Below are 22,308 nucleotides of genomic sequence, written 5' to 3'. Positions count from 1 at the left end.
ATTAAAAATAAGTATAGAGAAAATTAGTCATTAGTATAGCCATCTTCTTTGATGCCTTCATCAAATATAAAAATGATTATGTCTACATATAATTATTTTTAATAGCTTCTCTTTTAAGAAGCTATTAATTTTAATATTCTGCTTATAATGGGTAGCTCATATCAGCCTCACGCCCCAAAAAGTAATTTAAATCACACTCCAGTATATTTGCAAATATACATAAACGATAAATAGTGAAATTCTGTGTTCCTCTTTCATAGCGTGAAATTTGTTGTTGGCTCAAGCCTGATTTTTTCCCTAATGTACTCGCAGACCAACCGAAAAGAAGACGGCGTTTACGAACCTGCTGCCCAATAAAACTATTAGAAATTTCAGTGTTATATACGTTCATACGTACTGTCCTAATTATAATGACACTATTATTTTTAGTGTTGTAGCCTTAAAATTTAACGCCCTGACATGCTATAAAAAAGCGTATTCGAGATTTACAACTTCAAATAAACTTATATTTCTCAAATAAAAACAAATCATAAACTCATATAATAAAAGTTATTAAACCATTATTATCAATTTAATTAACAAACCATTTTGTTTTATATTAAAATTAACGATAATTAACACTAAACTCTGCATTTACATTCACTTTACCGTTAGTGATATCACTCGTCTTAATTAATGCACCATTATAAGTTAATAATTGTTCACTACTTGATGAATTGAAACGCCATGTCACCACTTTGCCTGAAGGGTTCTGAATTTCACCATTTGTGGACTTAATACGCAGTGCTATTCCTTTCGCTGAATCTTGGCTCGTGGAATCTAATGCAAAATAATCCGCATTAAAACTATCTGGAGTACCACTCATCGAAACATCAGCAACGGCGGCTGACTCACAATTTTGTAGTTTAATCGTAAATGGTTTCTCAGCTACAACACTTCCAGAAGGATAACTCACCGGCACATTGACCTTTTTAAAATCAACAGTCTGATCTTTTGATCCGGTATCAACCTCGCATCCCATTAATTTTATTTTGCCTTTAATCTGAACAGAAGCATCCAAAGCCAGTGCTCCTGATGAAACGAAGCTTATACCTGCGACTAAAACAGTTCTCCTAAATAAACGGCTTATGTTCATCCTCTCTCTCCCATATTAAATAACTATTATTTATTGATACCCAATACTGATATCAATACTCGCTTGTGCGAGACCACCGTCAACATTCCCTGTTTTATACAAAGTGGCTTCATAATCTAATGGCTGTGCCGTCGATGACCACTCAACAACTGTGCCATCGGGTTTTTGCTTTTTATTTTTATCCCCTTTTACGTTCACACCATAAACCAACCCTTGCGCACTGCCGGTGCCACTATTAATTGCAAAGTATTCAGGAAAGCCGGTATCAGCCTTACCAGACATACTCACGGAAACTTTATTAATTGTTCCCGCACAATTAGATAGTTTTAATGAAAATGGTTGAGTGACCAAACCAGAAAGACCGGTTCCACTTTTTGTCGTTGTTACTGTTTTAAAATCGATTTCTTGATTCTTACCACTATTTCCAAATTCAACATCACATCCCGTAACGATTGCATTTCCAGTAAAATTTAACGATAAATCACTAGCCGATGAAAATAGAGGGCATAGCGAAAAAACCATGCCAAAAATATAGCAATACCTGTACGAATATAATTTCATAATCAGTCCAAATAATAATCGCAGATCAAAACTAACGAATAATGATGCTAGTTCTTGAATTAATCATTGCCTTATAACATGCATATAAATTATTGAATCACTTCTACAAAAAAAATAGATAAACTAAACTTTCTTTGTCGTTTTAAGAAAATAAAACGACAATGTTATCAGTTATTTTAAATATCTATAAAACCATTCAATATATTAGTATTTTATTTATATGCTACGCTAACTTCGGCAACTGAACGAACATCTCCCCCGGTTATCGCATCTAACGTTTTAACTAATTCAGCACGATAAGGTAAAGTCACGCTAGCCCCTGAAAGGCTTCCCCAAACAACCGTGTCACCAACTGGCTTCTGGACTTTTTCTCCACCGGTTGTCTTTGCAATAATTTTAACACCTACGCCTTTAGACATGTTTGCACCTTTATCAATCGCAAACAGCTCTCCACCAGCCATATCAGTATCAGCAGTACCTTTCATTGAAACATCAATACCTTTCAAATCTGCACAATTTTGAAATTGCAGATTAAAATCCTTTTTAGCTATTGAGCTTCCTTTAACTGCATTTTTAACTACAGTAACATCGGAAAAATCAACTAATTGGTCTTTGCCTGTGCCTGTTGAAATATCACACCCCGCCAACTTTATTGTTGCTTTCAATGTTAATGTTGCATCAGCCGCTTGTGCGCCTGAAGTTAAAGCAATACCCGTCATAACGCCCATTAGCGCTAATAGAAAATTTTTCTTCATTTATATAGCCCTTAATTCAATATTATTAGTAATAATATTTTTAATATGGATACTCTATTAATTATATTTTACAGTGACATTTACAAGCCCAGTAATTGCCCCCGCAGTTACTACACCTGTTTTATATAATGTCGCTTTAAAAGGAATATTATTCGCTGTTGCTGTTCTTGCCCATAAAACCTCTTTCCCTGGTGACTGGACCGTTTTTGCCGTATCTGTTCCTTTAATACCAACCGCTAAACCACCAGCTTTACCAGCCCCCTCATCAATAGAATAGTAATCAGCAAAGCCCGTCACAGCTTTGGTTGTATCCATGACTAAACTAATATTTTTGAGGTTCGCACAACTAGTGAAATCTAAAGAAAAATCCACATCTTTTAAGGCTGAACTCCCTGTTCCCCCAGCTGTGGCTTTAGCTAAATCCACAGTACCAAAAGCGATCGCTTTTGTTTTACTACTCGCTGAAATATCGCATCCTGTTACAACAACATTTCCACTAAAATTCAACGTAATATCTGCTGCTTGTGCTGCACCACTGACTGCAATCAATAATGATAAAGCACCCACTTTTTTCATTGTTGACCACGGGAAATTACGACTACGCTCCATTGCCTTACTCATGGTAGTTATCTCCATTAATTTATATTATCTAAAGTCTAAACGCACAGTTACAATTGATGAATACTTACCAACCGTAGGGGCTAGACCAGTACTACTGAAAGGGTAGGTTTTGATTGTTACCGAACCATTTTGATTAGCATCTAATTGCAAAGGGAGTTTCCCTGTAGTCGGTGTTAAGCGACCATTAGGCCCTTCTATTGCAATAGCAATATCTTTATTATCCGTACTAAAGCCATCAGTAGTGCTATTTGGGTCAGCAGTGCCAATAAAGCGTACATCTAAGTCTGCATAAGCGTCCATATTCACACACTTTATGCTTAATGTTTTAGATTGCGGTACTACACCAGCGGGCATTACTCCTTTACCTGCTGCGACGAAATTTCGCTGAGGAATATCATTGAAAGGAATCGATATACTCTGGCCTGCATTAATCTCACATGCTTGTGGAGCAGTGACGTTCACATATAAGCTAACGCTGGCAATATTCGAGCCTGGCCAGCTATGATATAAAGATGCGAAAAAAATATAAAGATTCGGATAATTGATTACAGTATTACCAACAAATGGCTTCTTTACGTAAATATCCAATTCCCCTTTGGAGCCAGTGGTTATATTTTCTATAAGCTTCCCATTCGGAGGGCAAACCTCCTTGGTATTATTAGAGATGGGACCAAAAGGTATCTCCAGTATTCTCGAATCATTAATCGTTTGGTCCCAAAGACTTGCTTTCACACGAACATCCAGATACTCGCTAAGACTATACCACCCCGTAGCATGTCCCGGCGGCATCCTTTTAGTCTCAAACTCAGCCCAATAATAGGTGCCAGGTATATTATCTCCAGGAGAGCACTCACACTCTATTTGATAACCAGAGTTCTCACTCCAAGACCCTAATTTTAGAACCTCTCCGCCTACCTTATTAAACGCCGCATCTATATGGGCTGTTAAATTAGCGTTATAAGTTTTTACTGGGCCGACGGGTTTGCATGGTCCTCTGGCAAGAGCCATATCAGATAAAATGAGTAAAGTGGCACCGACCGCTCCGGGAATAAATAAAGATTTTATTATGCGCATATTTATTTTTGATTTCATTATCTCATCTCCCAAATCACTGACACTCCGCTTGCATCTGAATAATGCCAGCAACAGGTTTATTAATTTGTGCCACGGGAAGTTGATAGTTAACAAGGCAAGCTTGTGCAGCCTGAAGCCCCCACTTTATTTCCAATTGACCGCTCTCTGGTAACCCACTCATAAATAATTGTCCACCTTCTCCGACTATGGAGCTATTAACTGCTTTCCCGTTGTTTTGAACTAGCAGTGCAGATGCACCAAAAGGTATCATCGTGCCATTTTTATGTTTTAGTGTGATTAAAGCTCGGTACCCTACCTGAGTAATAAACTCAACCCTAGAAATCGCTCCTTTACTTGGCACAACACTCTTAGCACTTTCTTGTAATTCCACATTGTCACCTAATGTTTTTGTATCTAACTCAACATGGTTAAATCGATAGGCTTGAGCAAAAGGCAATATGGCATACCCCCTCCAGTCCGTCTTAACACCGGTATACCCTGTAACATTGGTATTTGCAGCGCCAGAAGCTTTCACTAAAATTGCAGTTTCATTAATTGGTTGGGAAAGCGTTACACCATCTCCGTGAATTAAAACACCACCTTCAACACCATAGTTTAACTGCCTAGAATCTTTACTATAGTTATAACCAAAGTTCATATTGCCGTAGCCACCTCGGTAACTGAGGCTTGCGCTACCACCATTACCTTGCCCTTTAGAACCATAGCTCTCCTGAACGCTATAACTGAGATTATTATCATCAAGCAATGTACCTGATATCCCCGCTCGGTGAGTTGTTGGCCCATGGCGCTGGCTAACCATATTGTAAGTCGCCCATGTGTTAGGCAATAACGCAGAGAGTGGAAATGAACCATTAAAACTGAAAATTTGGTCTGTTTCTCTTTGGTTTGGATAGGTTGCTCGACTATAAGAAACACCGTAATTTAAAGGGCCCCAGTTATTGTTATAACCTACTTGTAATCGAGTTTGCTTGCCTTGCCCTTTCCAGAAGTCTTGTCGGTTAGCAGAAAAATAGATAGACCCTAAGTCTTTACCTAGTTGCTGCGTTAATGTGCCTTCAAGGCGATAGCGTCGGTGGTAAGAATAGCGACTATCATCTGCAAAATCCCAATCTTGATATCTACGCTCAACGGCTTCTTGGAAGGTATAAAACCCTTCCGTTGAATAACGGTAACCTAATAAACGAAAGTCCGTGCCCGTATTAGCAAAAGATTTAGAGTACAATAAGCGATAAGATTGGCCTGTAGCGCCATTACCATATCGTGTTACATCTTCGCTATGAGCTGTTGTAATATCAAAAGAATATGCACCAAAATCGCCGATATTCTGACCAACCCCTAGCACCAGAGAACGGTAACGTTCTGCTACTTGCACACCACTATAAGCGGTCAAGCTATTTAGGATCCCCCAAACCAGAGAGCCTTGTGTGATAAATGGCCGCTGGCTACTGTGACCATTTCGATATTGCCCCGCTGAAAATGCATACTTAATTTGCCCTTGGCGGCGCAAAACAGGCACACTCGCAAATGGTTGAATAAAGCTCTGGATTGTTCCATCCGACTCTTTTATTTCTACCTCAAGGTCACCACTCGCAGCGGTTGGGTACAAATCCGTGATAGCAAATGGACCAGGAGCCACATAACTCTGGTAAACGGTATATCCATTTTGCTTAATCGTCACCGTCGCATTAGTACGTGCAATCCCACGTACCACGGGGGCATAACCTTTCAGGCTATCCGCTAGCATGTCATCATCAGTACCAATTTGTGCACCACGAATTTGCACACTGTCGAAAATATCGCCCGGTGTATAGGTATCACCCATAATTATTTGCGACTTCAACTGAGCAATATACCGCTGGAGATAGGTATTAATATTTTTCCAGCTATTATTACCATTACTGCTGTTCCACGTTGAATAATTACGTAAGCGCCATGCCCCCACGTTAACCCCAGAACGTAAGCTCAAAAAATAGCTATCACTCGACTTATCACTAATATGACTGCCTGTATTCGTCGAATTACTCCCTGTAAAGCTATAGTTTGTTAGCAATGCGGGGATCCCTTCATCCCACATTGATGGGTCAATCGTTCCCTTTGCTAAATTGGTCAAAGATGCTTGAGGAAAACTCAAATACAATCTCTGCTGATTAAAATCAAAATGGGATGATGCATAAGGAATAATTTCTTCAAAAGCTGAAAATGGCTTGCACTGAACAGGGTCTTGCGCATATTGAGCTAATTTAGGAAAAGCCTCAACACGGACACCATAAGCTTGTAATTGCTCATACGAAATACAAGGTTCTAATGATACGCCATCAGATGAATGACTAGCTTTATATTCCCTAGTGCTAAATTTTACATTCTGCTTTGCCACTGCTTGTTCATTAACATAAATATCGACCAAATACTCTCCGGGTAATTGATCCACATTGCCTTTTGACAATAAAGAAAAATCGGCAACGCTATTACTACTAATATTTTCTAAAAATTGAGAGTTAAACAATTCTTTCGCTAAAACAGGATAAGCGCTAAATATTCCCAATGTAATGCAAGAGAAAGCCAAAAGCTTCTTTCTATATCGTATTTTGTTCATTCCCTCGTTCCCTCTAATATATTGCGCAAAACTTTCTTATAAAAAAATAATAAAAGGTATCACACGACTTATCTTTCTATTAAAATTAACGCCTTATTTATTGAAGTGTCGCTTTTTGCAATTCAGAAGTGCCGCCATAATCATTGATAGTTGTAAATATTATCTGAGCACCCATATTTGCTGTTGAAGGTAACTTATAAACTGTGCTGCTCATCGGTAGGACAAGGTCAACTTTATCTATTTCACTGCCATTAACTTTCACTTCACTTAATGTGACAGAAAAAGGAGTGTTATTAACTATACGCAATTTATCACCCTCTTTTTTCCATACTAGAGCCTTATAGGAATCCATTGGGTTACCTTTCAAGCCAGCAGGTCTATAGAATAATTTCATTCTAGTTTTAATTGCTAGTTGTAAAGTATTAGCACTTTCTTCAGCTGGAGCAGGTGGAATGGCTTTTACATTGACATAATAAACCGACTCACGATCTTCAGGTAAATCCCCACCTGCACGAATAATGCGAAGCATATTTTCTTTAATAGGATCTAGTTTGAAAAGTGGTGGCGTTATAATAAATGGAGTTTTATTATTCCCTGAAGCATCTTCAACCCAAGACTGAATTAAATAAGTGCTCTTATCATTATTATTTTTTAAACTAAGATTAGCTTCTTTCTTGGAGCCATCAAATACAACTCGGGTGGAACCGACAACAACACCACCACCCGCAGCATAAATAGAGAAACTAAAACACATGAGTAAAAAAATAAGTATTAACTTATTAATAAAAAGGCTATTAAGAATCATTACATCCCCTTCGAACAAAAAACAGGCCACCAACATAGTGGCCTGAAGGAAATCAATACTATTTATATGTCAGATTAAAATCTGCTGTTGCATTAGCAGAACCTGCTTTCACATCTTTCTTAGTTGAAACGTAAGCTGCTGAGAAATAAAGGGTATTTGAACCAACTCGTAAAGCTGTATCAGCTGTTGCTGTACCTAAAGCCAATTTTTTACCTTTACCATCATAGATAGCAACACCTACGTTTTCTGCTGAACCTTGGCCACCATCAAGTGCTAAAAGGGTTGCATCGTCACCGTTAGCCTGACCTTCAAATGAAACTGCGACATTTTTGAACTGAGCTACATCACAATTTAGTAGGCTAATTTGGAATTTTTTATCCGCTGATTTAGCGCCTGCATCTGCAAATGTAGCTGTTTTAACTTGAGACATTTGAACAGTTTGATCCCAAGAATTTTGTGCCACTTCACAAGGTGCAGTTACAATATCACCAACGAATTTAACCGTACCATCTTTAGCATTCGCAACTTGACCAACACAAAGCGCAGCAAAAATAGCAGTAGCAATAATCTTTTTCATTTCTAATTCCTTTTTACTGAATCAATATATAACCCAGTGTTAAAATATTTAATTTATTAATATATTATGGTTATCACTACCACATTAATTCCCATTAATGTTTGTGGCACCTGTTTAATCCATTAACTTATTAATCCTTATGCTATTAATCTGTTAAATAGAAATAGCCAGACACACTCCATGTAGTGAAATAGAGAAAAACATAGTTTCGTAAAGTTAGTTTCCATGATTGTCATTATCTATTAAAATAATATCATTCACCTCCTAGGTTTGGTTTAAGCTAATCTAATTATTAAGAATTGAAAGCTCTATTGTATTTTCCGTAAAACAGTAGAGACATCTGAACACAGCCACAGTGCATAGGTGTATTTTGAGAGGAATAGCTATAAAATGTAATAAGACAAAAAAGCAATTTATGTAAGTTAATTATTAAATTTATGACAGATAAATATTACAAAAATATACATTGCAGCAAATTAAAACGCTCATTAAACTAATAAAAAAAACAATTAATTTTTCATTTGGCACCTGCACCTAAGTTCATCGCGCTTTAATTTACTAGCCAGAAAGGGAAAAACATGAAAACAGTACTGATAGTCGATGACCATCCAGTAGCACGGCTTGCTGTAAGAATACTATTAGAAAAAGATGACATGACCATTGTAGGGGAAACCGCTGATGGCCATGAAGCTATCCAACTTGCCAAAACACTCTCTCCCGACTTGATCATGATAGATATAGATATCCCATCACTTAATGGGATTGATGTCATGCAACGATTGCGTAAGAATAACTATACTGGAGGGCTTCTTGTGCTATCTGCAAAAGATGATGACCATTACATCCGCCGCTGTGCAAGTGTCGGTGCTAGTGGTTTCATTAGTAAACGCAATAACTTAACGGAATTACATGTCGCCATTCATGCGATTAGAAATGGATATGGCTACTTTCCACTTAATCTCAATAAAATGGATACCTCCCCGAATAATCATCTTAATGACAAACAAAAAATCGCCGAGCTCTCTACAAAAGAATTACAAGTCTTACATTTATTAGCTAAAGGGATGAAAAGCATTAACATTGCACAACAAATGCGTATCAGCGATAAAACTGTTAGCACTTATAAAAGACGACTAATGCTTAAATTAGATCTTCACAATATTGCAGAGCTATACGACTTTATTCAACGCAATAATTTGGATTAATATATCGATGCGTAACCTAATCCTAATAGTTTGCTTGCTTATTGGTCTATTTCCTTGCTCATTTTCTGCATTCCAACCTTATGAAGTCAGACTTTATAGCCAAATTGAAATTCTTCCATCAAAATTTGAATTGAATGATCGTGATTGGAGATGGCTAGGAGAAAAACAAGAATTAGCTATTGGTGTCTACGCTCCTAATAACCCCCCTTTTGATTTAGTATTAGAATCAGGAATTTATAAAGGAATTTCTGCAGATAGCATTATGACCATCATGCGTAACTTAGGTTTGCGCTTCAAAGTCATCTACTACCCAGATAGAGACATGGCATTACAGGGCCTACTCAATGGTGAGATAGATATGTTAGCTGATGATGGCAAAAGACAAAGAAACGAAAGCTATGGTTTTCTCAAAAGCGCTCCATATATTCCTGATTATCCCGTACTTATTTCACGAAAAGCGGCAATGTCCAATAAGCACCCAATACCTCACGGTGCTCGTATTGCTACGGTTCAAGGCTACCCAAGCAATGAATGGATCAAAAAATATTTTCCCGACGCAAAGATTGAACGTTTTCCTTTACCACAAAATGCATTATCTTCCGTCGCATTTGGTGAAAATGATTATTTCCTAGGCAGAATGATCGTGGCTAATTTTTTACTTGAACGCCACTATGCAACAACATTATCCACTGCTGAGATTTTCTCTAATGAAAATATTGGCCCAGTCTTTCTCTTTCACCCTAAAAATGCGCAATTAAAGCGTACTGTGGATATCATTTTAAGCTCAATATCATTAGCTCAGCATGATATTATTTTCCATCATTGGAGTTCAAAACCTGATTTATGGGCACTAAAACAATCTGTTGTATTCACACAAAAGGAAATAGATTGGCTAAAACAACACAATGAGTTAAAAGTCGTCATTAATTCACTAAATGCCCCTTTCACATTTTTTGACTCACAAAAACAATTTCATGGCCTCTCTGCGGATATACTTAATCTGATCCATTTCAAAACAAATATTAATTTTAAAGTCATTGAAGCAAGCTCTGAAAAAGATGAGATTACTTTATTAAAACAAAATAAAGGGGATTTCATTGCTTCAATTACAAAAAACTCAAAAAATGATAAAGAATTATTATTTACTCGCCCTTATGTTCTCCCCCCATTTGTTTTAATTGTTAGGGACACACCATTAGCCCATAAAAAAATTGCTCAGGCAGCAAAACTTGCGATCACCCCAGATAATGCAATTCACGACTGGTTAACAAAGAACTACCCTCAAGTGGAATTAATTGAAACTAAAGATACCTATTCTGCTTTGCAAATGGTCAATGAAGGAAAAGTGGATGGTACCATCGAGAATCTTATCAGCGCTCACTATATGATTGACCGATATTTTCGTAATCGATTAAAAATCAGCGAGCAATTAAGCGAAGACACCGCTTATATATCGTTTGCCGTAGGACGTGACCAACCTGAGTTATATAGTATATTAGATAAAACAATTGCCTCTATTCCGCCGAGAGATATATCAGTATTAACTAATAAATGGCTAGGCTCACCAGATGTTGAAATGGATACATGGACAGTATACCGTGCCGAGTTCTACACATTAGCTTGCATTGCCGCTATTCTTATTATTACATCTTTAATATGGAATTATTATTTACATCGTGAAATTCGATTAAGAAAATATACACAAAAACGCTTACAGGAACAGGCTATATTCTTAGAAACTCTTTATAATGGTACTCCTGTTCCTATTTATGTCATTGATAAAAACGGAACGATAATAAATAGCAATTCAGCATGGGAGAGCTTTTTCAGTCCTGATAATGAAAACATAAAACAACTTTCATTAACATCACAACAACACCCGCTATCGGCAATTTACCAAAAATTGTATTCTCTTTTTGATGATCCTAAGAGTCTAGTTTCTCCACCTAAACGTTATCAAATAAAAAACAGAATGGGTGAAAGGGTGATAGTGCATCAAGCCGTCGCATATAGAGACAACCAAGGTAATATTTCTGGTCTTATTTGTAGTTGGCAAGATATAACTGAACATGAACAACTCCTTACCGAGCTCTCTAGTGCTCGCCAACGCGCAGAGCATGCAAGCCAAACAAAAAGCAATTTCCTTGCTATCATGAGCCATGAAATTCGTACCCATATCAGCGCAATTATTGGGTTATTAGAATTAGCCGCCACGAATAAAAATCAACAAGATGATATTACGGAATCAATTCAAATACCGTATGAGTCCGCATTATCATTGATGGGGCTTATAGGCGATATTTTAGATATGGCAAAAATTGAGTCAGGCAAACTGGAACTCGTTCCTGAGTGGGTAAAAAGTAATGAATTAGCAACGCCCGTTGTCCGTTTGTTTGAAGGACTAGCTAAACAGAAAGGTATTTCTCTACATTATCATCTTAATGCTATCCATCCTGATGAAATATATATCGACGTTTTTCGACTACGTCAGGTTATTTCCAATCTACTTAATAACGCAATTAAGTTTACTACCGAAGGAACGATTGAGATTATCATTAATTACCTCCCCAAAAACCATGATCAAAATATTTTAAGGATCATTATTTCTGATACCGGAATGGGGATTGAAGAGAACCGACAAGAATTGATTTTTTCCCCCTATACCCAAGCTGAATCAAGCAGTAAACATAAAGGAACAGGCCTTGGCTTAGCTATTTGTAAACAACTTATATCCATGATGAATGGGACTATTACCTTATACAGCCAATTAGGGCATGGTACTCAATTTTTAATCGATATCCCCGTTAAGCATCGGAAAAATACTAGAGTTTCGCTTCCGACACTTTATAAGGCCACAAAAAATAATAAACGCTTACGAATACTTGCCGTTGATGACCACCCTGCAAATCGCCTGCTATTAGTACGCCAATTAACAAGATTTGGTCATCATGTCATTGAAGCAAAGAGCGGGAAACAAGCCCTAGAATTATGGAAAAAAAATGCAATCGACATAGTAATTACCGATTGCAATATGCCTGACATTGATGGGTTAGAATTGACTCGGCAACTACGAGAAATATCTTCCCAAACTCTAATTATTATTGGGTTAACCGCAGATGCAAGGCAAGAAGAACGCCAACGCTGTATAGAGGCTGGCATGGATGACTGCCTATTTAAACCTTTACGTCTATCTCAGATTGAAGCTCTGCTATTACGCTGTACCCTTCAACAAATAGAAGAAGATACAGAAGAGCCCATTCCTCCAATGTTAAATAGTTTAATCAATTTAGATGCATTAATGCAGTTGACTCAAGATGACCAACAGCTATTAAATAAATTACTTCAAACAAGTCTTCAAGAAAATATAGAAGATATACAACAAGCAGAACGTTTATTCGAAAAACAAGACTGGCTTAATTTAGCGCATTATTGCCATCGTTTAGAAGGTTCTAGCCAAATTATTGGTGCTAAGAAAATTGCATTGGAGTGTAAATTACTAGAAGAGTATTTCCTTACTGGTAATATATCTGATGAAGCAATATTAAAATTTAACCAAACAATGCGAACAATTAAAATCTTAAATCAAGCTATTGAAACATATCTTTCTATGCCACTTAAGTGCTAGATTTTCATGAGATAATTAGCAAACAAATAGAAAACGGGTGCGCCTTGGTGGTAATGCAAAGAAGTATGGGGTTAGAGTGTATTAAAACACTCTATCACTTGAGGTAATTTATAGCGGATCTGGGTGAATTGTTTTCCATACACAAGTTTTGTTCTATCGTCGTGTCTTCATAAGACACGATACTTTTAATTTTATCGAACTGCGAGGATGTCACACTCTACATAATGAACTTTGTCGCCAACCAAGCTCAGCGACAATAAGTTATTATTTTTCCGATTGAATAATGAAATGGTTAACTCATGATAATCACAAAAAATAAGTCAACAAAGGCTGTAAAACTAATCCTGTCAGGTAAAGACCTAAACCAAATACACTATGAGATAATAAACTCATTAACCGAGCTTTATTAGGATTTGGCATCTTACTGGCTGCAATACCTGCTCCCATCGCTGGTTGCATAATAAAATAAGGGGCAGCAACTGTAATTATTCCAAAAAGTAGCGCAGGCCATAATACAGGAGATGTAAACCAAATTTCGCCTACCAATAATATAAATATAAAGGCAAAAATAATGCCCGTTACATAGTGAACACCCCAACCTAATGCATTCTCCGCAGGAATTATTGCCTTTTGTCCGATTGATGGGCGGTGTATAAACTGCCCATTTATCATATATCCTACCCAACGTCCTACCAGTGAAAAATTTAACGTCGATTGGCCACACAGTTTAAGGATAAGCGCCCATAAATCCATCACGATGGTTGCTCCCACCCCAAGAAAAACCACTAAAATTACTATTGAGAAAGTCATTATTAATTTCCTGTTCTATGAAAACTACCCACTACTTACCATCGAATAAGTCTGTAATATTAGCTAAAGCTGAATACAACGAAGGTAAAATAATGCTTTCACCTCCCCATGGAATAAAAACCGAAATAGAGGTTGACTTAAAGTCCACTTGAAGATGTAACATTCATGCTTTGATTTATCCAATAGCATAAATAGCTTTTCGAAAAAAAATGAATCGTAGTACAACTACGGCATAACCATTATCTATTTTATAAATTGAATACAAATTGTCAGTAAATAAAGTCTAAGGCAGAATAAAGTGAGTACTTTCACAGATAACAGAAGTGCAATATTTAATAACACGTCACAAAACCTTTTAGTATGGGAACAGCAATTTAAAGCTGATGGCCCTGGTTTTACATATATGGCCAAATTTGACCATGGCGTATCCTATTCAGGTAACCTTGGGTTTGCTGAGCTGGAACAAAAAGAAGCATTAACACCCCAAACTATTTTTAATTTAGCCTCAGTATCAAAACAATTCACGGCCTTTGCTATCTTGCTATTAGAACAAAACAACAAGCTTGCTTTGCACGACCCTATTACTAAATATATTCCTGAATTACCTAAATACGCTAATGAGATTACGATTCAAGACTTGATTTATCATATTAGTGGCATGGTTGATTACATTGAATTGGCCTTGAATAAGGGGATTGATTATTCTGACGCCTTAGGACCAGAAGAAAGTTTGGCAGATTTAATTGCCTTCCCTCACCCACTTACCTCTGTCGGAACACAATTTGATTATTGTAATACGGGCTATTTTTTATTATCCATGATTATTGAGCGCGTTAGTGGCCAAAGTTATAACGAGTTCGCCCAACAATATATTTTTAAACCATTACAGATGAGTAATACTTTTATTGTTGAATCGTATCCAGTTCACACAGCGATTGCTCGAGGTTATCGTGAAAATACTGAATCTGGCTATCAATTAAGCGAAAGTCTATGGACTCAAACAGGAGATGGCGCTGTTCATTCCAATGTCTTGGACTTAATGAAATGGGGTGAGAACTATACGAGTGGGAAAGTTGGTGGTAAAAAACTAGTCGAGAAAATGCTTCAAGCATTACCTTCCCATAATAGAACAGGTGAAGTCATTGAACATCACCAGCAATATGCCTATGGAGTTATTATTTCACAACACTTTGGCTTAATGCATTTCGAACATTCTGGGGGATGGGCTGGTTATGCCACCTATTTTCTACGTATACCTGATTTAGGCTTAACCGTTGCAGTTTTAGGAAATATTGAAGATTTAGATACGCAAAAAATTGCTTATGAGATCACCGATATCATTTTGACCCAATATAAGGAATTCCATGATGCCCCTGATAAATAATGATATTGCTGCATATTGGCTGAAAGAAAAAACTTCAGGCGAATGTTATTTAAATCAAAGTGATTTAGCCGTGTATGTAAGCGCTCATATTGATGAAGACTATTTAGCGGTCGCTATCCAAGAACAAAATAAATATTGGCTTTCATTACATCCACAGCTCTGTGCTAAATTATCTATCACTCCCGATTTGACTAGAGAAGTTGCAGAAACATTGCGTGATACCCTCGCGGAACAATGGCATGGAGCAGACCAATTTTTTTATTTCAGCCAAGAAGCGTTATCAAAACTACAACAACAACAAATACTGAGTGATATTCGCGTATTAACAAATATAGATGCCGCCGTATTTCAATCTTTCTGTGAAGCATCTAGTGAAGATGATTTAGAAGGAGCGTCCGTAGAACTTGATCACTGGCTGGTATACGGATTGTTTTCCAATGACCAATTAATTGCCGTTGCGAGTATGTATCCTTGGGATGATGAAAAGTTGGCTATCGCTGATTTAGGGGTTTTAACCTTATCTGAGCATCGTGGTAAAGGCCATGCACGCGAACTTGCCTCTGCCATTTGTAAAGTCGCCTTAGAAAAAGGGTATCAACCACAATATCGATGCCAGCTAGACAATACTGCGTCCCTAGCACTAGCAAACTCGCTGGGGTTAATTCCATATATTAAATGGGATGTCATCGTTCACCCTAATGCTGAAATATAGAATCAATAGTAGAGAAAATAACTTTATGATTATTATAAGTAATATTGATCAGGACAACTTATTTGATGTATGTGAATTGACCTCTAATTCAGATGGGATCGCCACAGTATTAGAAGACTATATCTGCTGTAATGCGACATCAATTGCAGAAGCAAGTTACTTCCCAAATTTTTACCCAAAAGCCTTATATTTCCAAAATAATTTAATCGGCTTTTTTATGTATAAGACAACAAGCTCTAATTTAAAAAAAGTTATGCTTTGTAGATATATGCTTGATTATAAATTTATTGGTAAAGGATTAGGTCGAAAGTCATTCAAAGCAATCCTCGATTTTTTCTCTGCGGAAGCTATCCAGCTTATTACATTAGGGATTAATGAAAAAAACACGGTAGCGAAAAACCTGTATCAGTCATTTGGCTTTGAATTTACAGGTAATATTATTGACGGAGAGCATATTTATCATTTAAATCTATGATGTAATATGTATTAATTGCCTTAGTAAGGTAATTAATTTATCGATATTTGCTTGTTTTTAAGGGAAAAAGTCTCTATCACGAATTAGATTAACGCTCATTGGTCATCGTTTCAGTGACCAATAGTAATAGGCAGTAACACATTGTTTTTATTACTAACGGTCACTGTGACCTCTTTAAACCTTAGCGTAACCTCACCGTTATTGGCTTAACCCTTGCTGTAATCTTGCCGATTATAATTGATATTTAACACTAAAAAATTATTGTAATTTCTATCGTCCTATTTCATATTCAAATAGAACTTAACTAAAATTAATGGGGCATTATGGACAAGGCATTAATTGTTATTGACGCACAAAATGACTATCTTTCTGATGGCCGGTTTCCCTTATGGAATATTGATACTACTTTGGAGCATATATCCAATAAAATTTCAGAGTATGAAAGAACTGATGATATTGTGATTTTTATTCAACACTTATCACCACAAGGAGCCGCTTTTTTTGATGAAACAACAGATGGTTGTGAACTTATCTCTAAGCTCACTAACTTATCTCCAGGCCATTTGATTGTGACTAAAAAGCATGGTAATTCCTTTGATGAAACAAATCTCAATGACTTGCTTATAACCCATAATATTAACCATATCGAATTATGCGGGATGATGACTCAAAATTGCGTCCTATTTACTGCTATTTCTGAACAAGCAAAAAAATATAAATTATCAGTATTAGGTAACTGCTGTACAAGCGTCTCACCTGTAATCCATACTGTAGCACTGAGGGGCTTATCTAGAATAACGAATGTTATCTAAATTACTATAAATACACACCAAGGCTACGAACTCGTAGCTTTTTCTATTATCTTTGAGGTAACTTATTGATATTCACTCAGAGGACCAAATTGTCCTGCAGGTATCGCAATGCTTATTTATATTGTGGTTACTTTTATCTCATGAGCATTATTAGAGTATTGCCAGCCAGTAACGAGCCACTAATTTCAGAGTCTCTTAATGATAAATTAACTATTGAACAATATAATCAGCGGTCAATATCATTATATTTCCACCATGTCCGTTGCAATCAATCCTAACTACATTTTTTGGTCTCTGTGTTATTAATGTGTGCGCGTTTTCGAAATGAGTTATTGATGTCAATTTATGATCGATTGCGCCAGATGTATAAATAGCCTCTACTGATAGCTTACATAAATCATAGTTCATTTTTTCAGCATAAAGAAAATCCCAATCACCATAATTAGACCTTTTTCCATCTGCTACTAATGGGTCAATACCATTACTAGAATGTGCATAAAAACCAGAGCAAGCAATCATTAGCAAGCTAGCAACTATGTATCCTTTCATCTCACCATTCCATCAATTAGTTTCAGTCATGTTAGCTTAGCGGGAGTGCAAATTGAAGTTAATTAGCTGGTGGCACATAGCCTGGAAACATAATCAAAGTGCAATACATTATTAGAAATATAATTACGACTAACACCGTCATCCCAACCCAAGGATCCCATGGTTTCATTGAAAATCTCCATTTTTCATTGATAAAACATTATCCTGGAATGTTGGCATTTGGCGCTATAGTCATAGTGCATTTTGCTATAGCGAATATAATAGAGAAATATATTAAGTACCCAAGCCAATTACGCATATCACCCCCTCCAGTTGTATAGAAAACAAATACTAGGATAGATGCAGATTTCAGGCAATAACCAGCAATACCCCCAACAGTATGGAAAATAAGTGTTGATGATAATAACGCTTGGTATGCAGGATTAAAAAGAGCAGGAATAGAAAACTTCCGCTTTCATGATCTGCGGTATACATGGGCGAATTGGTTGATTCAGTCTGGCGTCCCGCTTTCAGTTCTACAAAAGATGGGCGGCTGGAAATCGGTTGATATGGATATGGTGAGAAGATATGCCCACTTAGCACCTAATCTTTTAACTGAACATGCGAAGCAAATAGACAATATTTTCGATACTTGCGTCCCAAATACGTCCCAGTTAGGAAAAGTGGAGAATTTTAAATGATGGTAAGTGATTGAAAATTAATGGTACGCCCTACAGGATTCGAACCTGTGACCTACGGCTTAGAAGGCCGTTGCTCTATCCAACTGAGCTAAGGGCGCATTGATAATGCAGGCAGCCTATCTGGCTGATGGCGTTGAATTATACGGTTGCTGAGCGCTGAGTCAATGGCTTTTCGCTACTAAAATAACTATATGCTCATTTTATGTAATAGTTTGAACTGACAATGGCGTTAACTTCTGACAAAATAGAGTCATTACCGTGTCTCATATATGGATTAAGTTACAGATGTTAGCAAAAATTATTGATGGGAAAACGATTGCGCAGACAATTCGGCAAGAAGTTGCCCAAAAAGTACAATTACGTTTAGAACAAGGAAAACGTGCTCCCGGCCTTGCCGTGATTTTAGTCGGTGCTAACCCTGCTTCACAAATCTATGTCGGCAGTAAACGCCGTGCTTGTGAAGAAGTCGGTTTTATTTCGCGTTCTTATGATTTACCGGACACAACGACAGAAGCTGAATTACTCAAGCTCATTGATGATTTAAACCAAGACCCTGAAATTGATGGAATTTTAGTTCAACTTCCATTACCTGCGGGTATTGATAACGTCAAAGTCATTGAGCGTATTCACCCAGACAAAGACGTGGATGGGTTTCATCCATACAATGTCGGCCGACTGTGCCAACGTGCACCACGCCTTCGCCCATGCACCCCAAAAGGAATTGTTACTCTGCTTGAACGTTGTGGTATCAACACCTATGGTTTAAATGCTGTAATTATTGGTGCATCGAACATTGTTGGTCGTCCAATGAGCCTAGAGCTTCTGCTAGCAGGCTGCACCACAACAGTAACCCACCGCTTTACTAAAGATTTAGAGCACCACGTTCGCCATGCTGATTTAGTGGTCGTTGCTGTGGGGAAACCTAATTTTATTCCTGGAGAATGGATTAAACCAGGTGCAATTGTGGTCGATGTCGGTATCAACCGTTTAGAGAGCGGAAAAGTCACCGGAGATGTCGATTTTGACGAAGCCGCGAAAAACGCAGCTTGGATAACCCCCGTTCCTGGTGGTGTTGGCCCAATGACCGTTGCGACTTTAATTCAAAACACCCTTCAGGCATGTGAAGAGTACCACGATATTTAATGTAATTTTGGAGTTATCATGGATATATTCAATTTAAATGGCCACCCACACGTTGAATTGTGTGATTTGCTGAAAATTGAAGGCTGGGCGGAAAGCGGTGCAATGGCAAAAGCCATGATTGCAGATGGCTTAGTTGAAGTTGATGGCGTGGTCGAAACACGTAAACGCTGTAAAATTGTCGCGGGTAAAATCGTTTCAATGGGCAGCGAAAAAATTAGAGTTGTAGAATAATACCGTTAGATAGGCTGAAATATTTCAGCCTATTTCCTTTCTAAAACCAATAGTGCCCTCCCTCCCCCTTTTCTTCAAAGTAACAATATTTATTGTAAGAACGATAAAATGCTTTTTTAGGTTTTAGACAAATTTTTTCTGTGATCACTTTTTCTGTAATAAGCATCTAAACAATTACGCATATTGAAAATTTAATTCATTGTTTTATATAAACAAATAATTTCAGCAACCACTTCAGCTTTGTCATTAAACACACAAATCACACCCTTATAAAATTTAACTTAGATCTCATTTTTTGTATTTCACATGTTAATCGCATAGACAAGATTAAACGATTCAGCTAACCTTGTTAACGATAACATGATTAACAAATAATCAGATCCGCTTGCAAGTCTTCTGGCTGATCCGGCTACGAATAATAATCAGGAGAAATTATGTTTAACTTACCAATAAGCGATATCCACCTTGCAGCTGCTGCATCTGATAAAAAAAATGCAATAGAACAAGTTGCCAAAGCATTAGAAAATGCAGGCTATGCAAAAAGCGGTTATGCGCAAGGAATGCTTAACCGGGAAACCCAAGCGCCTACCTTTTTAGGGAATGGTATCGCTATCCCACACGGGACAGTAGAGACGCGAGATCAGGTATTAAAAACGGGTTTTGCTGTCTTTCAATTCCCTGATGGTATTGATTGGGGTGATAACCAAACTGCTTATATTGTTATTGGCATTGCCGCTCAATCAAATGAGCATCTCGAATTGCTACGCCAATTAACCCACATAATCAGTGATGAACACACCGCTGATGCTATAGCCAAAGCTGACACCGCCGAAACCTTAAAGCAACTTCTAATGGGTGAGCGCCAAACTCAACCGGTGAAATTTGATGAATCAATGGTCACGGTTAGTGCTCAAGTTGATAATATAAATACATTGAAAATACAGAATATTATTAACCTACAAAACGCTGAAGCTATCAGCACCGACTTTATTTCTCGAGTTCTCACTCAAACCCCGTCATATTTAGGTCAAGGTATTTGGTTAAGTGATAGTCCAATCGGAAACATTGAGAATGCGATTGCGATATCGACGGTAAAAAAACCATTTAGCTTTCAAGGTAACCCCGTCAGCATTCTAATTACCCTCTCTTACGCTAATTATCAAATAGAGACTTTGTTACTAAAAATAAACAATTTATTGAAAAATAAAGAAGCAAATCTCATTCTCGAAAATGATAACGTTAACAAACTAATTGATTTATTGCGTCCTGATGACTCACACACAGAAAGTGATTCATTGAATACAAACATATCTGGAATAACTCAGGACTTCACCATTCTTAACCCACATGGGTTACATACGCGGCCTAGCACTCAGTTAGTCACTGCTATTAAGCAATTCGAAAGCACGATTACAGTCAGTAATCTTGATGGTACTTCGACTCCCGTAAATGGTCGAAGCTTAATGAAAATTGTCAGCTTAGGGGCTAAATGTGGGCATCGTTTACGCATTCACGCAGAAGGTGTAGATGCACAAGAAGCCATCAATACCATTGGTGAGGCAATCAATTCAGGACTTGGAGAAAAAGTCGCATGAGCAGAAGAGTCGCAACGATCACGTTAAACCCTGCCTACGATTTGGTTGGGCTATTACCTGATATTCATCGCGGGGATGTGAACTTAGTCAAAACAGCAGGCCTTCATGCCGCTGGAAAAGGCATAAATGTGGCTAAAGTACTTAAAAATTTAGGGATTGATGTCACTGTTGGTGGTTTTTTGGGTAAAGAGAATCAAGATGGCTTCCAAAAAGCCTTCAGCGAAACAGGAATTGCTAACCGCTTTCAAGTTGTTGAAGGCCGCACCCGCATCAATGTCAAACTAACAGAGCAAACTGGTGAAGTTACCGATTTTAACTTTTCAGGATTCAGTATTGCTAAAGCGGATTGGCAGCGTTTCGTCACCGACTCATTAAGCTGGGCGGGTCAGTTCGATATGATTTGCGTCAGTGGCAGTTTACCTCAGGGCATTGATTTAAATGATTTTACTCAATGGATGTTACGCCTTAGAGAACAATGTATGTGTGTCATTTTTGATAGCAGCCGCGAGGCCTTTGTCGCTGGGCTCAAAGCTTCTCCTTGGTTAGTAAAACCTAATCACCGTGAACTTGAAATTTGGGCCGGAAAACCGCTCCCTACCCAGCAAGATATCGTAAATGCCGCAAATCAACTTCGACAACAAGGTATTGCCCATGTGGTGGTTTCTTTAGGCGAAAAAGGCGCTATGTGGGTCAATTCATCGGGCGCTTGGTTTGCTAAACCACCTGAATGTGAGGTTATCAGCACCGTTGGCGCAGGGGATTCAATGGTAGGTGGATTAATTTACGGGCTAATGATGAGGCAAACAAGTGAGCACACACTTCGCTTAGCTACCGCGGTTTCTGCACTTGCTGTCTCTCAACCCAATGTCGGTATCACAGACCGAGCGCAACTTGCACATATGATGACGAAGGTTGATTTACAACCGTTTACGGCTCAATGAGGAT

21 protein-coding genes, 1 tRNA gene and 1 pseudogene are annotated in these 22,308 nt (G+C 37.7%); 11 read left to right on the top strand and 12 right to left on the bottom strand.

Translation table 11 applies throughout. The features are described 5' to 3' along the window. Positions 1-142 precede the first annotated feature (142 nt). The 9 genes from PR809_RS06245 to PR809_RS06205 form a co-directional block, all read right to left on the bottom strand. Entirely contained in the window at positions 143-391 is a 249-nt protein-coding gene (locus PR809_RS06245) for a helix-turn-helix domain-containing protein (RefSeq protein ID WP_102140022.1), read from the bottom strand. 213 nt (positions 392-604) lie between these two features. Next, the gene (locus PR809_RS06240) at positions 605-1,135 is read right to left on the bottom strand and encodes a fimbrial protein (protein WP_166265567.1); all 531 of its coding nucleotides are present in this window, start codon (positions 1,133-1,135) and stop codon (positions 605-607) included. Between the two features lie 30 nt (positions 1,136-1,165). Next, positions 1,166-1,696, bottom strand: a complete 531-nt coding sequence (locus tag PR809_RS06235; protein ID WP_148241599.1) for a fimbrial protein — start codon at positions 1,694-1,696, stop codon at positions 1,166-1,168. Positions 1,697-1,908: 212 nt separating this feature from the next. Next, positions 1,909-2,451, bottom strand: a complete 543-nt coding sequence (locus PR809_RS06230) for a fimbrial protein (protein WP_166265570.1) — start codon at positions 2,449-2,451, stop codon at positions 1,909-1,911. 57 nt (positions 2,452-2,508) lie between these two features. Then, positions 2,509-3,072 (bottom strand): fimbrial protein, encoded by a 564-nt coding sequence (locus PR809_RS06225; protein ID WP_166265573.1) that lies wholly within the window; start codon positions 3,070-3,072, stop codon positions 2,509-2,511. Positions 3,073-3,096: 24 nt separating this feature from the next. Continuing rightward, entirely contained in the window at positions 3,097-4,164 is a 1,068-nt protein-coding gene (locus PR809_RS06220) for a fimbrial protein (RefSeq protein ID WP_206275944.1), read from the bottom strand. 16 nt (positions 4,165-4,180) lie between these two features. Beyond that, positions 4,181-6,760 (bottom strand): fimbria/pilus outer membrane usher protein, encoded by a 2,580-nt coding sequence (locus PR809_RS06215; RefSeq protein ID WP_206275945.1) that lies wholly within the window; start codon positions 6,758-6,760, stop codon positions 4,181-4,183. 97 nt (positions 6,761-6,857) lie between these two features. Then, positions 6,858-7,565, bottom strand: coding sequence for a fimbrial biogenesis chaperone (locus PR809_RS06210; protein ID WP_195697586.1), 708 nt, complete (start codon positions 7,563-7,565; stop codon positions 6,858-6,860). Between the two features lie 58 nt (positions 7,566-7,623). Next, positions 7,624-8,142 carry a fimbrial protein gene (locus tag PR809_RS06205; RefSeq protein WP_166265585.1) on the bottom strand — a complete coding sequence of 173 codons (519 nt, stop codon included), beginning with the start codon at positions 8,140-8,142 and terminating at the stop codon, positions 7,624-7,626. Positions 8,143-8,720: 578 nt separating this feature from the next. Between PR809_RS06205 and PR809_RS06200 the strand changes: the two genes are divergently transcribed. Both PR809_RS06200 and PR809_RS06195 read left to right on the top strand, forming a co-directional pair. After that, positions 8,721-9,347 carry a response regulator gene (locus PR809_RS06200; RefSeq protein ID WP_102139331.1) on the top strand — a complete coding sequence of 209 codons (627 nt, stop codon included), beginning with the start codon at positions 8,721-8,723 and terminating at the stop codon, positions 9,345-9,347. Positions 9,348-9,354: 7 nt separating this feature from the next. After that, on the top strand, positions 9,355-12,972 hold the full coding sequence (locus PR809_RS06195; protein WP_206275946.1) for a response regulator: 3,618 nt from the start codon (positions 9,355-9,357) through the stop codon (positions 12,970-12,972). Between the two features lie 306 nt (positions 12,973-13,278). On the opposite strand, the gene PR809_RS06190 is transcribed toward PR809_RS06195, so the two are convergent. Further along, a complete protein-coding gene (locus tag PR809_RS06190) occupies positions 13,279-13,782 on the bottom strand; it encodes a DUF2938 domain-containing protein (RefSeq protein ID WP_206275947.1) in 504 nt (167 codons plus the stop codon). Between the two features lie 298 nt (positions 13,783-14,080). Between PR809_RS06190 and PR809_RS06185 the strand changes: the two genes are divergently transcribed. The 4 genes from PR809_RS06185 to PR809_RS06170 all read left to right on the top strand — a co-directional run bounded on the left by PR809_RS06185 (position 14,081) and on the right by PR809_RS06170 (position 17,165). Continuing rightward, the gene (locus PR809_RS06185) at positions 14,081-15,166 is read left to right on the top strand and encodes a serine hydrolase domain-containing protein (protein ID WP_206275948.1); all 1,086 of its coding nucleotides are present in this window, start codon (positions 14,081-14,083) and stop codon (positions 15,164-15,166) included. Then, positions 15,147-15,878, top strand: a complete 732-nt coding sequence (locus PR809_RS06180) for a GNAT family N-acetyltransferase (protein WP_206275949.1) — start codon at positions 15,147-15,149, stop codon at positions 15,876-15,878. Before PR809_RS06185 ends, PR809_RS06180 begins: the two co-directional genes overlap by 20 nt. Before the next feature lie 25 nt (positions 15,879-15,903). Next, complete coding sequence (locus PR809_RS06175) at positions 15,904-16,353, top strand: GNAT family N-acetyltransferase (protein WP_195697591.1); 450 nt, start codon at positions 15,904-15,906, stop codon at positions 16,351-16,353. A gap of 323 nt (positions 16,354-16,676) precedes the next feature. Further along, positions 16,677-17,165 (top strand): isochorismatase family protein, encoded by a 489-nt coding sequence (locus tag PR809_RS06170; protein ID WP_166265601.1) that lies wholly within the window; start codon positions 16,677-16,679, stop codon positions 17,163-17,165. 210 nt (positions 17,166-17,375) lie between these two features. Here PR809_RS06170 and PR809_RS06165 read toward each other — a convergent pair whose 3' ends face one another. Then, the gene (locus tag PR809_RS06165; protein WP_102139339.1) at positions 17,376-17,714 is read right to left on the bottom strand and encodes a hypothetical protein; all 339 of its coding nucleotides are present in this window, start codon (positions 17,712-17,714) and stop codon (positions 17,376-17,378) included. Positions 17,715-18,085: 371 nt separating this feature from the next. On the opposite strand from PR809_RS06165, the pseudogene PR809_RS06160 reads away from it, so the two are divergent. Continuing rightward, positions 18,086-18,394 (top strand): annotated as a pseudogene (locus PR809_RS06160) (tyrosine-type recombinase/integrase); the annotation flags it as partial. Between the two features lie 21 nt (positions 18,395-18,415). Here the strand turns inward: PR809_RS06160 and PR809_RS06155 are convergent. Continuing rightward, a tRNA-Arg gene (locus PR809_RS06155) sits at positions 18,416-18,492 on the bottom strand. 187 nt (positions 18,493-18,679) lie between these two features. Between PR809_RS06155 and folD the strand changes: the two genes are divergently transcribed. From folD to fruK, 4 genes are all read left to right on the top strand, one after another. Further along, on the top strand, positions 18,680-19,537 hold the full coding sequence (gene folD / locus PR809_RS06150) for a bifunctional methylenetetrahydrofolate dehydrogenase/methenyltetrahydrofolate cyclohydrolase FolD (RefSeq protein ID WP_102139361.1): 858 nt from the start codon (positions 18,680-18,682) through the stop codon (positions 19,535-19,537). An 18-nt stretch (positions 19,538-19,555) separates the two neighbouring features. Beyond that, on the top strand, positions 19,556-19,768 hold the full coding sequence (gene ybcJ / locus PR809_RS06145; RefSeq protein ID WP_195697592.1) for a ribosome-associated protein YbcJ: 213 nt from the start codon (positions 19,556-19,558) through the stop codon (positions 19,766-19,768). Between the two features lie 434 nt (positions 19,769-20,202). Next, positions 20,203-21,363 carry a fused PTS fructose transporter subunit IIA/HPr protein gene (gene fruB, locus PR809_RS06140; RefSeq protein WP_206275950.1) on the top strand — a complete coding sequence of 387 codons (1,161 nt, stop codon included), beginning with the start codon at positions 20,203-20,205 and terminating at the stop codon, positions 21,361-21,363. Further along, entirely contained in the window at positions 21,360-22,304 is a 945-nt protein-coding gene (gene fruK, locus PR809_RS06135) for a 1-phosphofructokinase (RefSeq protein WP_206275951.1), read from the top strand. The genes fruB and fruK overlap by 4 nt, the downstream gene beginning before the upstream one ends. Positions 22,305-22,308 lie beyond the last annotated feature (4 nt).

Origin of the sequence: Providencia sp. PROV201 (genome assembly GCF_028479545.1) — a bacterium.
Taxonomy (GTDB): domain Bacteria; phylum Pseudomonadota; class Gammaproteobacteria; order Enterobacterales; family Enterobacteriaceae; genus Providencia; species Providencia huaxiensis.
The sequence above is the reverse complement of the archived record's forward strand: the minus strand, read 5'-3'. Positions and strand labels throughout refer to the sequence as shown.

Excerpts from the sequence above, each read along its gene's own strand:
- PR809_RS06245 (WP_102140022.1), bottom strand. The coding sequence starts at position 391 with ATGAACGTATATAACACTGAAATTTCTAATAGTTTTATTGGGCAGCAG.
- PR809_RS06240 (WP_166265567.1), bottom strand. The coding sequence starts at position 1,135 with ATGAACATAAGCCGTTTATTTAGGAGAACTGTTTTAGTCGCAGGTATA.
- PR809_RS06235 (WP_148241599.1), bottom strand. The coding sequence starts at position 1,696 with ATGAAATTATATTCGTACAGGTATTGCTATATTTTTGGCATGGTTTTT.
- PR809_RS06230 (WP_166265570.1), bottom strand. The coding sequence starts at position 2,451 with ATGAAGAAAAATTTTCTATTAGCGCTAATGGGCGTTATGACGGGTATT.
- PR809_RS06225 (WP_166265573.1), bottom strand. The coding sequence starts at position 3,072 with ATGAGTAAGGCAATGGAGCGTAGTCGTAATTTCCCGTGGTCAACAATG.
- PR809_RS06220 (WP_206275944.1), bottom strand. The coding sequence starts at position 4,164 with ATGAAATCAAAAATAAATATGCGCATAATAAAATCTTTATTTATTCCC.
- PR809_RS06215 (WP_206275945.1), bottom strand. The coding sequence starts at position 6,760 with ATGAACAAAATACGATATAGAAAGAAGCTTTTGGCTTTCTCTTGCATT.
- PR809_RS06210 (WP_195697586.1), bottom strand. The coding sequence starts at position 7,565 with ATGATTCTTAATAGCCTTTTTATTAATAAGTTAATACTTATTTTTTTA.
- PR809_RS06205 (WP_166265585.1), bottom strand. The coding sequence starts at position 8,142 with ATGAAAAAGATTATTGCTACTGCTATTTTTGCTGCGCTTTGTGTTGGT.
- PR809_RS06200 (WP_102139331.1), top strand. The coding sequence starts at position 8,721 with ATGAAAACAGTACTGATAGTCGATGACCATCCAGTAGCACGGCTTGCT.
- PR809_RS06195 (WP_206275946.1), top strand. The coding sequence starts at position 9,355 with ATGCGTAACCTAATCCTAATAGTTTGCTTGCTTATTGGTCTATTTCCT.
- PR809_RS06190 (WP_206275947.1), bottom strand. The coding sequence starts at position 13,782 with ATGACTTTCTCAATAGTAATTTTAGTGGTTTTTCTTGGGGTGGGAGCA.
- PR809_RS06180 (WP_206275949.1), top strand. The coding sequence starts at position 15,147 with ATGATGCCCCTGATAAATAATGATATTGCTGCATATTGGCTGAAAGAA.
- PR809_RS06175 (WP_195697591.1), top strand. The coding sequence starts at position 15,904 with ATGATTATTATAAGTAATATTGATCAGGACAACTTATTTGATGTATGT.
- PR809_RS06170 (WP_166265601.1), top strand. The coding sequence starts at position 16,677 with ATGGACAAGGCATTAATTGTTATTGACGCACAAAATGACTATCTTTCT.
- PR809_RS06165 (WP_102139339.1), bottom strand. The coding sequence starts at position 17,714 with ATGAAAGGATACATAGTTGCTAGCTTGCTAATGATTGCTTGCTCTGGT.
- folD (WP_102139361.1), top strand. The coding sequence starts at position 18,680 with ATGTTAGCAAAAATTATTGATGGGAAAACGATTGCGCAGACAATTCGG.
- ybcJ (WP_195697592.1), top strand. The coding sequence starts at position 19,556 with ATGGATATATTCAATTTAAATGGCCACCCACACGTTGAATTGTGTGAT.
- fruB (WP_206275950.1), top strand. The coding sequence starts at position 20,203 with ATGTTTAACTTACCAATAAGCGATATCCACCTTGCAGCTGCTGCATCT.
- fruK (WP_206275951.1), top strand. The coding sequence starts at position 21,360 with ATGAGCAGAAGAGTCGCAACGATCACGTTAAACCCTGCCTACGATTTG.